The sequence below is a fragment of the Pantoea sp. GABEPS69 genome (assembly GCF_045780835.1).
Classification (GTDB): Bacteria; Pseudomonadota; Gammaproteobacteria; order Enterobacterales; family Enterobacteriaceae; genus Pantoea; species Pantoea septica.
Genome location: NZ_CP118618.1, coordinates 1,266,494 through 1,279,341, shown reverse-complemented (window position 1 = coordinate 1,279,341; position 12,848 = coordinate 1,266,494). Strand labels below are relative to the sequence as shown.

8 protein-coding genes are annotated in these 12,848 nt (G+C 58.9%); 5 read left to right on the top strand and 3 right to left on the bottom strand.

What is annotated here, in order from left to right; translation table 11 throughout:
* The gene (gene rcsB / locus PVE98_RS06115; RefSeq protein WP_033750421.1) at positions 1-651 is read left to right on the top strand and encodes a response regulator transcription factor RcsB; all 651 of its coding nucleotides are present in this window, start codon (positions 1-3) and stop codon (positions 649-651) included.
* A gap of 65 nt (positions 652-716) precedes the next feature.
* Here rcsB and rcsC read toward each other — a convergent pair whose 3' ends face one another.
* Both rcsC and gyrA read right to left on the bottom strand, forming a co-directional pair.
* On the bottom strand, positions 717-3,569 hold the full coding sequence (rcsC, locus tag PVE98_RS06110; RefSeq protein WP_096073512.1) for a two-component system sensor histidine kinase RcsC: 2,853 nt from the start codon (positions 3,567-3,569) through the stop codon (positions 717-719).
* A gap of 195 nt (positions 3,570-3,764) precedes the next feature.
* The gene (gene gyrA / locus PVE98_RS06105; RefSeq protein ID WP_033750427.1) at positions 3,765-6,404 is read right to left on the bottom strand and encodes a DNA topoisomerase (ATP-hydrolyzing) subunit A; all 2,640 of its coding nucleotides are present in this window, start codon (positions 6,402-6,404) and stop codon (positions 3,765-3,767) included.
* Between the two features lie 177 nt (positions 6,405-6,581).
* On the opposite strand from gyrA, the gene ubiG reads away from it, so the two are divergent.
* From ubiG to yfaE, 4 genes are all read left to right on the top strand, one after another.
* On the top strand, positions 6,582-7,310 hold the full coding sequence (ubiG, locus tag PVE98_RS06100; protein ID WP_033750429.1) for a bifunctional 2-polyprenyl-6-hydroxyphenol methylase/3-demethylubiquinol 3-O-methyltransferase UbiG: 729 nt from the start codon (positions 6,582-6,584) through the stop codon (positions 7,308-7,310).
* A 395-nt stretch (positions 7,311-7,705) separates the two neighbouring features.
* Complete coding sequence (nrdA, locus tag PVE98_RS06095; protein ID WP_048780900.1) at positions 7,706-9,991, top strand: class 1a ribonucleoside-diphosphate reductase subunit alpha; 2,286 nt, start codon at positions 7,706-7,708, stop codon at positions 9,989-9,991.
* A gap of 78 nt (positions 9,992-10,069) precedes the next feature.
* Complete coding sequence (gene nrdB, locus PVE98_RS06090) at positions 10,070-11,200, top strand: class Ia ribonucleoside-diphosphate reductase subunit beta (protein ID WP_033750434.1); 1,131 nt, start codon at positions 10,070-10,072, stop codon at positions 11,198-11,200.
* A 2-nt stretch (positions 11,201-11,202) separates the two neighbouring features.
* Entirely contained in the window at positions 11,203-11,463 is a 261-nt protein-coding gene (yfaE, locus tag PVE98_RS06085; protein ID WP_033750437.1) for a class I ribonucleotide reductase maintenance protein YfaE, read from the top strand.
* 187 nt (positions 11,464-11,650) lie between these two features.
* On the opposite strand, the gene PVE98_RS06080 is transcribed toward yfaE, so the two are convergent.
* A complete protein-coding gene (locus tag PVE98_RS06080; RefSeq protein ID WP_333620489.1) occupies positions 11,651-12,847 on the bottom strand; it encodes a nicotinamide mononucleotide deamidase-related protein YfaY in 1,197 nt (398 codons plus the stop codon).
* Position 12,848: the final 1 nt, after the last annotated feature.

The following is a 12,848-nucleotide window of genomic DNA, read 5'->3' as shown; positions in this document are numbered from 1 at the left end:
ATGAATAACTTAAATGTAATTATTGCCGATGACCATCCAATTGTTCTTTTCGGTATCCGAAAATCTCTGGAACAAATTGAATGGGTCAACGTTGTAGGTGAGTTCGAAGACTCAACAGCACTGATTAACAGCCTGTCAAAGCTTGACGCCAACGTTCTGATCACCGATCTCTCCATGCCTGGCGAGAAATATGGCGATGGCATCACGCTGATCAAATATATTAAACGTCACTATCCGGACCTGTCGATTATTGTTCTGACCATGAACAACAACCCGGCCATCCTGAGCGCCGTGCTGGATCTGGATATCGAAGGCATCGTGCTGAAACAGGGCGCGCCGACCGATCTGCCGAAAGCGCTGGCTGCGCTGCAAAAAGGCAAGAAGTACACGCCGGAAAGCGTCGCGAAACTGCTGGAGAAGATCAGCGCCGGCGGCTATGGCGACAAGCGTCTGTCGCCGAAAGAGAGCGAAGTGCTGCGCCTGTTCGCTGAAGGCTTCCTGGTGACGGAGATCGCCAAGAAACTGAACCGCAGCATCAAAACCATCAGCAGCCAGAAAAAATCGGCGATGATGAAGCTGGGCGTCGATAACGATATCGCCCTGCTGAACTACCTCTCCTCCGTCAGCGCAACTCAGATCGACAAAGACTAACGCGTTGTTCAGACGGCGCTCAGGCGCCGTCTGGTTTTGCTTTGCGTCACGATGCTGACGTCCGCCTACCCTTCCCGCGCTTTTCTTACCCGCTCCGCGTAAACCGCCAGCGTCGTCTTCAGCACGTCCAGCGTCACCGGTTTCGACAGGCAGTTATCCATGCCGGCCTCCATACAGCGCTGCTTCTCTTCTGCCAGCGCGTTGGCGGTAACGCCGATCACCGGGAAAACATGGCCAAGCTGACGCAGCCGCTGCGTCAGTCGGTAGCCGTCCATATTCGGCATGTTGACGTCGCTCAGCACGATATCGATCTCGCTGCGGCTGATGACGTTAAGCGCGTCGACGCCGTCCTGAGCGGTTTTCACCTGATAGCCCAGCGTACCGAGCTGCTCCGACAGCAGCATGCGGTTAATGGGATGGTCGTCGACAATCAGGATCATAATATCGTCGTTGCTGATCACCTCTTCTGCCGGCGCAGAGAGCGCAAGGTTAGTCGCCGTGTCGCTCTGAATGGCGATGCGGTAGATGCGCGCCAGCAGGCTTGGCAGCTCGTGCGGCGTCGCCGTGCTGTGCAGCCAGCGTCCCGGCGCGATTTCACGCGGCATATCGATATGGGCGCCGCTGAAGATAATGACCGCCCGCAGCGTCTGCTCGCCTTCCGGCTCATAATCGGTGATCAGCACGTCGTCGCTGCCGCCTTTGCCGTTATACGGCTGAATAGCGATGCCCTGCTGCTGCAGATCGCGCTCGATAAAACTGGCGAGATAGTCGTTGCGCATATCGATCCACAGGTTTTTTTCATGCAGCCCGTCGAGCAGCGGCGGCGCAGGGTGCTGGCCGTTATAGACCGGAATACGCACGATAAACTGGCTGCCCATGCCGGGCTCGGAGTCCACTTCGATATCGCCATCCATCATATTGGTCAGCTTTTCGCAAATGGCGAGGCCCAGGCCGGTGCCCTGGAAGTTGCGCTGCACGCCGTTGCCCACCTGGAAGAAAGGATCGAACAGCCGCGTAATCTCTTTGCCTGGGATCCCCACGCCGGTATCGCGAATGCGAAACGCCAGATAGCCCTCTTTCACATAGGCATGCAGAATAATGCAGCCGGTGTGGGTGAACTTGATGGCGTTGTTAAGCAGGTTGGAGATGACCTGCTGCAGCCGCAGCGGATCGCCATCGAGCGCCAGCGGCACGTCATGCTCGATAAAGCAGTAAAGTGTCAGCCGCTTTTTCATCACCAGCGAGAGATAGTTGCCGGCGATATGGCTGAGGACTTCGCGCGGCGAGAAGGGACGCGGCTCGATCTTCAGCTGCTCCGACTCAATCTTGGAGAAGTCGAGAATGTCACTGATGATCTTCAGCAGCAGGCTCGACGAGTTGTTCATTGCGGTGACCAGCGAATCGACCTCTTTCGGCAGCTGCTTAGTCTGCAGCAGGTCGAGGTTGCCGATAATGCCGTAGAGCGGCGTGCGCAGCTCGTGGCTGACGGTAGCGAGGAACATCGACTTCGACTGGCTCGCCTGTTCCGCCGCCTGCGCCATCTCCTGCAGCGACTGCTCCATGCGCACGCGCGCGGAGACGTCCACCAGCACGCAGATCGCCACGTTTTCGTTGCGGTAGCGCGAGTGCACAAAGCTGATCTGCAGGTTGGTGTTGCTGCCGGTCAGCACGTCGACGAAGTTGACCTGCTGGCTGCCGATAATTTCATTGAGCCGCTGGCGATCTTCCTGCGTCAGCAGCGTCAGATAGTTGTGCGCCAGCTCGTTGCTGAGAATATTGGTGCCGTCGCGGGTGCGCAGAATGCAGATGCCCACCGGCGCCGAGGCGACGATTTTGCGGTTGAACTGCTCATGCTCCTCCAGCCGGTGCGCATTCTCTTCGGCGGGCAGGAACATCCGGCGCTCAAACAGCCAGGCCAGGGTAAAAAGCACAATCGCGCTGAGCAGATTGAGCAGCAGCGCGTTGATGATCATCAGCTTGAGCTGATCCACCAGCACGCGGGTCGACACCGACCACACCACGTTGAGATCGGAAGGCGGCAGCGGCTTTTTCAGCACCAGCTGGCGATAGCCGTCGAGATAACCGAACCAGCTGGTGTCGTCCGACAGATCGTTAAGCGAGAAGCCGGCGCCGCCGCGACGCGACGTCAGCAGCGGCCGGTAATTTTCATCGATAATGGTGGCCACCACCGGCAGGCTGCCGGGCTGAATAAACTCGTCCAGCCGGATATTCTGCTCGACGCCCAGCAGCGCCTGCAGCTTATTGGCGACGTAAACCGGCACCATCATATAAAAGGTGCCGACACCGGGCTGCGCGCTGGCGTTAATCCAGTAGACAGGGTTGCGGCGCTCTTCGTCGTTGCCGTTGCGATAGCGCAGCACGCGCTCGCGCAGCGCCTTGAGGCTGCGTTCGCGATCCACGTTGCTGCTGCCGATAGTGAAGTCCGCCAGGCACTGGCTTTCGCCGCCGATGAAAAAGACGCGGTTCAGCTCGTAGGTGGAGGCGAAGTTGCTTTTCCAGTAGTTAATGTAGTAACTGAGCGAATCGAGCGAGTTACGCCAGGTATTGCTCATCGAGGAGCAGTCGCCGTCGGAAAAGAGCGGCGTAAACTGCGGCAGCGTCGATTTGCCCGGCAGCACACCGTTAATCATATCCAGGCCGCTGCTGGCGCTGGTGAGGCGATTTTCAGTGATGTACTTCAGCTCGCGCATTATGTCGGCGGAGTGGCGCACATACCATTCCGCCTGGCCATAGTTGCTGGCGAACTCTTGCCGTACGCTGCTCTCTTTGTCATGCAGCACGCTGATGATAAAGAAGGTGGTCAGCACCGCGCCCAGCGTCCAGAGCAGCAGCGCCAGCGCACGGAACAGGTAGCGCGAGATGCGCAGCGTGGTTCGGAAAGAGACCAGATATTTCAAGGGAAACTCACTACGGCAAGGTTAATGACGGGCTGGCTTCAGAATGCTCATTACACTAGCTTTATCAGGGGAGAAAAGCCAGTCGGCATCTGCGCTTAACGTGCCGCGCCGCAAAAAGCAACGGCAGGTCGGGTTGCCCTTTCCTGCCGTAAAATTGAGTGCCGCCTTCCCTGGCGGCGGCGCAAGCGTGAAGCGTTACTCTTCTTCGTCCGCTTCCGGCGCGTCGTCTTCAGCTTCCGCTTCCGGCGCGATATCTTCCTCGCCTTCCGCTACGCTGCCGTCGATAGCGTCGAGCTCTTCCTCTTCCACCGGTTCGGCCACGCGCTGCAGACCCACTACGTTCTCATCTTCCGCGGTACGGATCAGGATCACGCCCTGAGTGTTACGGCCGACGATGCTGACCTCGGAGACGCGGGTGCGCACCAGCGTGCCGGCATCGGTGATCATCATGATCTGATCGCTGTCCACCACCTGCACCGCGCCAATCACCGGACCGTTACGTTCGGTGACTTTAATGGAGATCACGCCCTGGGTGGCGCGCGAACGGGTCGGGTACTCGCTAATCGCGGTACGCTTGCCATAGCCGTTTTGCGTCACGGTCAGAATGGCGCCCTCTTCACGCGGCACGATCAGCGACACCACGCGATCCCCTTCCGCCAGCTTGATGCCGCGCACGCCCGAGGCGGTACGGCCCATGGCGCGAACGGCGTTCTCCGCGAAGCGCACCACTTTGCCGCCGGCAGAGAAGAGCATCGCCTCGTCGTTGCCGTTGGTCAGCGCCACGCCGATCAGCTCGTCATCTTCGCGCAGGTTTACCGCAATGATGCCCGCGCTGCGCGGACGACTGAACTCTTGCAGCGCCGTTTTCTTCACGGTGCCGCTGGCGGTCGCCATAAAGATGTTGAAGCCTTCGGTGTATTCGCGCACCGGCAGGATGGCAGTAATGCGTTCGTCAGGCTGCAGCGGCAGCAGGTTGACGATCGGACGACCGCGCGCTCCGCGGCTCGCTTCCGGCAGCTGGTAGACCTTCATCCAGTAGAGGCGGCCGCGGCTGGAGAAGCAGAGGATGGTGTCGTGGGTGTTGGCCACCAGCAGACGGTCGATAAAATCCTCTTCTTTGATGCGCGCCGCCGACTTGCCTTTGCCGCCGCGACGCTGCGCTTCGTAGTCCGAAAGCGGCTGATACTTCACATAGCCCTGATGCGACAGCGTAACCACCACATCTTCCTGATTGATCAGGTCTTCGATGTTGATGTCGGCGCTGTTGGCGGTGATCTCGGTGCGGCGTTCGTCGCCGAACTGGTCGCGCATGGCGATCAGCTCTTCCCGGATCACTTCCATCAGACGCTCGGCGTTCATCAGGATGTTGAGCAGCTCGGCGATCTGCTCCAGCAGCTCTTTGTACTCATCGAGCAGTTTTTCATGCTCAAGTCCGGTGAGCTTCTGCAGACGCAGATCGAGGATCGCCTGCGCCTGCTGTTCGGTCAGGTAGTAGCGACCGTCGCGGATGCCGAACTCGTCGTCCAGCCACTCCGGACGCGCGGCGTCATCGCCCGCGCGCTCCAGCATAGCGGCGACGTTGCCCAGATCCCACGCCTGCGCGATCAGGCCCGCTTTCGCTTCGGCCGGGTTCGGCGCGCGACGGATCAGTTCGATAATCGGATCGATGTTAGCCAGCGCGATCGCCAGACCTTCAAGGATATGCGCGCGGTCGCGCGCTTTGCGCAGTTCGAAAATAGTACGGCGCGTGACCACTTCGCGACGATGGCGCACAAAGGCTTCGAGGATCTCCTTCAGCGTCATGATCTTCGGCTGGCCCTGATGCAGCGCCACCATGTTGATGCCGAATGAGACCTGCAGCTGCGTCAGCGAGTAGAGATTGTTCAGCACCACTTCGCCGACCGCATCGCGCTTCACTTCGATCACGATGCGCATGCCGTCTTTGTCCGACTCGTCGCGCAGTGCGCTGATGCCTTCGACGCGCTTCTCTTTCACCAGCTCGGCGATCTTCTCAATCAGACGCGCTTTGTTGACTTGGTAAGGGATCTGGTGCACCACGATGGTTTCGCGGCCGGTTTTGGCGTCGGTTTCCACTTCGCCGCGCGCGCGGATGTAAATCTTGCCGCGTCCGGTGCGATACGCCTCTTCAATGCCGCGACGGCCGTTGATGATGGCGGCGGTCGGGAAATCGGGCCCCGGAATGTGCTCCATCAATCCTTCGACGCTGATATCTTCGTCGTCGATATAGGCGAGACAGCCGTTGATCACTTCCGTCAGGTTATGCGGCGGAATATTGGTCGCCATCCCTACTGCGATGCCGGAGGAACCGTTCACCAGCAGATTGGGGATTTTGGTCGGCAGAACTTCAGGGATCTGCTCGGTGCCGTCATAGTTCGGTACGAAGTCGACGGTCTCTTTTTCCAGGTCTGCCAGCAGATCGTGCGCGATACGCGACATGCGCACTTCGGTATAACGCATCGCCGCGGCGGAGTCGCCGTCGACGGAACCGAAGTTGCCCTGTCCGTCCACCAGCATGTAACGCAGGGAGAAAGGCTGAGCCATGCGGACGATGGTGTCGTAAACGGCGGAATCCCCGTGCGGGTGATATTTACCGATGACGTCACCGACCACACGGGCGGATTTCTTATAGGGTTTGTTCCAGTCGTTACCCAGTTCGCTCATCGCGTAGAGCACGCGGCGGTGGACAGGCTTCAGGCCGTCACGAACATCGGGTAAGGCTCGGCCAACAATGACCGACATGGCGTAATCGAGATAGGAGCTCTTTAACTCTTCTTCGATATTGACCGGTGTAATTTCTCTTGCAAGGTCGCTCATGGAGCCGCATTCCCTCTACATATGCCCGGATTTTAAAGGTGCGAAAGTATATCACACACCAGCCCGCTGGTGAACGTTAACCGCCGTTTTCCGGCGCTTTTCGTCGCGCCGGAAAGGTGCCCCCGAAAGCAATAAGCGTTTATACTCAGTCAACATTTTTTCTGGAGTAATGATTCAATGAATGCACAACCGCAGGAAACGCAGCCCAACGTCGATGCGCAGGAAATCGCTAAGTTTGAGGCGGTCGCCTCACGCTGGTGGGATCTGGAAGGCGAATTCAAGCCTCTGCACCGCATTAACCCGCTGCGCCTGGGCTTTATCGCGCAGCACAGCAACGGTCTGTTCGGCAAAAAAGTGCTGGACGTCGGCTGCGGCGGCGGCATCCTGGCGGAGAGCATGGCGCGCGAAGGCGCCGAGGTGACCGGTCTTGATATGGGCGCCGAACCGCTGCAGGTGGCGCGCCTGCACGCGCTGGAACAGGGGGTGACGCTCGACTACGTGCAGCAGACGGTAGAAGATCACGCCGAGGCGTTCGCCGGCCAGTATGACGTGGTGACCTGCATGGAGATGCTGGAGCACGTGCCGGATCCGCGTTCGGTGGTGCACGCCTGCGCCCGTCTGGTGAAGCCGGGCGGCGAGGTGTTCTTCTCAACCATCAACCGCAACCCGAAGGCCTGGCTGATGGCGGTGTTCGGCGCGGAGTATGTGCTGCGCATGGTGCCGCGCGGCACCCACGACGTGAAGAAATTTATCCGTCCGTCCGAACTGCTGGGCTGGGTCGACGAAACCGCGCTGCGCGAGCAGCACATCATCGGCCTGCACTACAACCCGCTGAGCGACAAGTTTCGCCTCGGCCGCGGCGTCGATGTGAACTACATGGTGCATACCCGTCACGTGAAAAAGTAACCCGCTGGCGCGCAAGGCGATTGCGCGCCTGTTAACTTGCCCCCATCGGTTTTTCTCTCTCTGTCGCTCCGCCGCTAGTCGGTTGTCGGGAAAAAACACAGCGATGTGCGAAAAATCAGCGGTCGATCAAAATCTCGAATTTTTTACCCTGGCAGTTGACACGCCGTTGGGCCTTATAAGTCGCGGGGTTAAGAAATTCCGCACAAAATACAAGCCCCAGGGTCATCATTTTTCTGTCTTGTTATCTGGCGGCAGGTCACTAGAATAACCTCCATATTGTTACTCAATCTCTCCCAACCCCCAACATATAGTGTTTATCCACAGAATTATTCACATTGAATAACCCTGTGAATAAACAGGGGACTCTTTTTCACTTACGGATGGTATAACGCGACATGAATCAAAGTCTGCTCGTTACTAAACGCGATGGCCGCCAGGAACGCATTGATCTCGATAAAATTCACCGGGTACTCGACTGGGCCGCTGAAGGGCTGAACAACGTCTCTGTCTCCCAGGTCGAACTGCGTTCCCATATCCAGTTCTACGATGGCATCAGAACTTCTGATATTCATGAGACCATCATCAAGGCCGCAGCAGACCTGATCTCGCGTGACGCGCCGGACTATCAATACCTTGCTGCCCGCCTGGCGATTTTCCACCTGCGTAAAAAAGCCTACGGCCAGTTTGAGCCGCCGAAGCTGTACGATCAGGTGGTGCGCATGGTGGAGATGGGCAAATATGACCCTCATCTGCTGGAAGACTACACGGTTGAAGAGTTCGAGCAGATGGACGGCTTTATCGACCACTGGCGCGATATGAACTTCTCCTATGCGGCGGTCAAGCAGCTGGAAGGCAAATATCTGGCGCAGAACCGCGTCACCGGCGATATCTACGAGAGCGCGCAGTTCCTCTATATCCTGGTCGCCGCCTGCCTGTTCTCCGGCTATCCGCGTGACACCCGTATGGATTACATCAAGCGCTTCTACGACGCGATCTCTACCTTTAAGATTTCGCTGCCGACGCCGATCATGTCCGGCGTGCGCACCCCGACGCGCCAGTTCAGCTCCTGCGTGCTGATCGAGTGCGGCGACAGCCTTGACTCCATCAACGCCACCTCCAGCGCCATCGTGAAGTATGTGTCGCAGCGCGCCGGCATCGGCATCAACGCCGGCCGCATTCGCGCGCTGGGCAGCCCGATCCGCGGCGGCGAAGCGTTCCACACCGGTTGTATTCCGTTCTATAAGCACTTCCAGACCGCGGTGAAATCCTGCTCGCAGGGCGGCGTGCGCGGCGGCGCGGCGACACTGTTCTACCCGATGTGGCATCTGGAAGTAGAAAGTCTGCTGGTGCTGAAGAACAACCGCGGCGTGGAAGGCAACCGCGTGCGTCACATGGACTACGGCGTGCAGATCAACAAGCTGATGTACACCCGTCTGCTGAAGGGCGAAGAGATCACCCTGTTCAGCCCATCCGACGTGCCTGGCCTGTACGACGCTTTCTTCGCCGATCAGGACGAGTTTGAGCGCCTCTACACCAAATATGAGAAAGACGACAGCATCCGCAAGCAGCGTGTAAAAGCGGTCGATCTCTTCTCGCTGATGATGCAGGAGCGCGCCTCTACCGGACGTATCTACATCCAGAACGTTGACCACTGCAACACCCACAGCCCGTTCGACGCCAGCATCGCGCCGGTGCGCCAGTCTAACCTCTGCCTGGAGATCGCGCTGCCGACTAAACCGCTGGAAGATGTCAACGACGAGAATGGCGAAATCGCCCTCTGTACGCTGTCGGCGTTCAACCTCGGCGCGATCGAGAGCCTGGACGATCTCGAAGAGCTGGCGACCCTGGCGGTACGCGCCCTCGACGCCCTGCTCGACTATCAGGACTACCCGATTCCGGCCGCGAAGCGCGGCGCGATGGGCCGTCGTACCCTGGGTATCGGCGTGATCAACTTCGCTTACTACCTGGCGAAGAACGGCGTGCGCTACTCCGACGGCAGCGCTAACAACCTGACGCACAAAACCTTCGAAGCGATTCAGTACTACCTGCTGAAAGCCTCGAACGAGCTGGCGAAAGAGCAAGGCGCCTGCCCGTGGTTCAACGAAACCACCTACTCGCAGGGCATTATGCCGATCGATACCTATAAAAAGGATCTCGACAGCATCTGCAACGAGCCGCTGCACCTGGACTGGGACGGCCTGCGCGAGTCGATCAAGACGCACGGTCTGCGCAACTCAACGCTTTCCGCGCTGATGCCGTCCGAGACCTCGTCGCAGATCTCCAACGCCACCAACGGCATCGAGCCGCCGCGCGGCCATATCAGCATCAAAGCCTCTAAAGACGGCATTCTGCGTCAGGTGGTGCCGGAGTATGAGCGTCTGAAAGATCAGTACGAACTGCTGTGGGAAATGCCGTCCAACGACGGTTATCTGCAGCTGGTCGGCGTGATGCAGAAGTTTATCGATCAGGCGATCTCCTCCAACACCAACTACGATCCGTCGCGCTTCGCCAACGGCAAGGTGCCGATGAAGCAGCTGCTGAAAGATCTGCTGACCGCGTACAAGTTCGGCGTGAAAACGCTCTACTATCAAAACACCCGCGATGGTGCGGAAGACGCGCAGGACGATCTGGCGCCTTCTATCCAGGATGACGGTTGCGAAAGCGGCGCTTGTAAGATTTAAGGTTGGGCGGGAGCGCGTCTCCCGCCTGCGTTATTTCACGGGGCCGCGCTGCGCCCCGTCTACATTTGGACAGTTTGTATGGCTTACACTACGTTCTCACAGAATAAAAACGATCAGCTGAAAGAGCCGATGTTCTTTGGTCAGTCCGTCAACGTGGCGCGCTTCGACCAGCAGAAATATGACATTTTTGAAAAGCTGATTGAAAAGCAGCTCTCCTTTTTCTGGCGTCCGGAAGAGGTCGACGTCTCGCGCGACCGCATCGACTATCAGGCGCTGCCGGAGCATGAGAAGCATATCTTTATCAGCAACCTGAAATACCAGACCCTGCTCGACTCGATTCAGGGCCGCAGCCCGAACGTCGCGCTGCTGCCGCTGATTTCCATTCCCGAGCTGGAAACCTGGGTCGAAACCTGGGCCTTCTCCGAGACTATCCACTCGCGCTCTTACACCCATATCATCCGCAATATCGTCAACGATCCGTCGCTGGTGTTCGACGATATCGTCACCAACGAGCAGATCCTCGCGCGCGCGCAGGATATCTCCAAGTACTACGACGATCTGATCGAGATGACCAACTACTGGCATCTGCTGGGAGAAGGCACCCATCAGGTTAACGGCAAGAGCGTGACCGTGAATCTGCGCGCGCTGAAAAAGCAGCTCTATATCTGCCTGATGAGCGTTAACGCGCTGGAGGCGATTCGCTTCTACGTCAGCTTCGCCTGCTCTTTCGCCTTCGCCGAACGCGAGCTGATGGAAGGCAACGCCAAGATTATCCGTCTGATTGCCCGTGACGAAGCGCTGCACCTGACCGGCACCCAGCATATGCTGAACCTGATGCGCACCGGCGAAGACGATCCAGAGATGAAAGAGATCGCCGCCGAATGCCGTCAGGAGTGTTTCGATCTGTTCAAGAAGGCGGCCGAGCAGGAGAAAGAGTGGGCAGAATATCTGTTTAGCGGCGGTTCGATGATCGGCCTGAACAAAGATATTCTCTGCCAGTACATCGAGTACATCACCAATATCCGTATGCAGGCGGTGGGCCTGGATCTGCCGTTCCAGACGCGCTCTAACCCGATTCCGTGGATTAACTCCTGGCTGGTGTCGGACAACGTGCAGGTCGCGCCGCAGGAAGTGGAAGTGAGCTCCTACCTGGTGGGTCAGATCGACTCAGAAGTAGGCGAAGACGACTTTAACGATTTCCAGCTGTAAGTATGAGCCGTGCCGTTATTATCCTGCGCAGCTCCGGCCAGCGGCTGGAGTGCGCAGAGCATCACCCTAACCTACTGACGACGCTGGAAGCGCATAACCTGTGCGTGGAGTTTCAGTGTCGCGAAGGCTACTGCGGTTCATGCCGCACGCGCCTGGTGAAGGGCGAAGTTCACTATGCCGAAACGCCGCTGGCGTTTGTGGAGCAGGGCGAGATTTTGCCCTGCTGCTGTCTGGCGAAAGGCGAGATTGAAATCGAGCTGTAGCTGGCTTCTTTGCTCTCACAGACCACGCAATAGTCAAAACGCGGAAGGCAGGAAGCGAAGAGCAAAGCGTCCCGCGCCAGGGATGGCGCGGGCCGAGCTAGCATGGATGCCGCTTTTTGCGTCTTTGCGATCGCTTCCTGCCTTCCGCGTGGGCTCACGAAGCGACAGACGCCTCCGCTACCCTGTTTTACAGCTTCACCGACTCCAGCACGTCAATCCAGCCGTGGCCGGTGCTGACCTCGCTGCCGTGCAGCCAGCGGCGCAGCATATTCATCGCCATCATCGCCACCACCTTTTGCCGCGTCTCCAGATTGTGCCGACCGTGGGTAAACTTCACCCGCTGTCCCCAGCTCGCTTCCGGCGTATGCAGCGCCAGCGACACTTCGCCCTCTTCCAGCGCGCCGGTCGACAGCGCCAGCACCGTACCCTGGTGCGCCGCCAGCGCGCGCGTGCGCTGCACCTGCTCCTCCAGCCCCTCCTGATGCGCCGGCAGAATTTCCGCCGCGCTCAGCGGCACCTCTGCCGCTGCCAGCTGCCAGTGCAGTAATCCGGCGGTGTACTGCTCGCTGAGCGCCAGACGGAAGCCGCGATCCTTGAGTTCGCGCGCCAGCAGCGCCGGCAGGCCTTCCGTGCCCTCAAAAATAGTGCACTCCGCCAGCAGCAGACGCACCTGCTGCCAGACCTGCTCCATCGCCACGCGCTGGGAGGCCGGTCCGGTGAGTTTGATTTCGATAATCGGCATTGAAGAGCGATAGCCCATCACCACGCCTTCCGGCAGCGCCAGCGGCTCCAGCTCGGCGGCGATATCGCTCTCGCCGCGGCCGAAGGTGGTAAGGCGCAGGCAGAGCGGCGGTTCAGGCAGGTCGAACTGCTGCTTGAGGCGCGGCAGAATCTGCTGCTCCACCATCACCTTAAACTCAGAGGGCACGCCGGGCGTAAAGAAGATCCAGCAGCGATTTAGCCGCAGCGCAAAGCCACAGGCGGTGCCGACCGGATTATCCAGCATTTCGGCATTGGCAGGGATCTCCGCCTGCTTGCGGTTGCTCGCCGCCATCACGCGGCCGCGGCTGGCGAACCAGGCCTCGATGTTGTCCAGCCACGCCTGATGCATCACCAGCTCGACGCCGCTGGCTTTCGCCGCCACCAGCGCGCTGAGATCGTCGCTGGTCGGGCCGAGGCCGCCGTTGACGATCAGCACATCCGCCACCTCGCTGCGCGCCTGCAGCGTTTCCACCAGCGACGATAGCGAATCGCCTACCGTGCTGCGGCTGCTCATCGGCAACCCGTTCTGAAACAGCACATCCGCCAGCCAGGCGGCGTTGGTATCGACGATTTGGCCGTGCAGCACCTCATCCCCTGTAGACAGCATCTCGACTCTTATCACG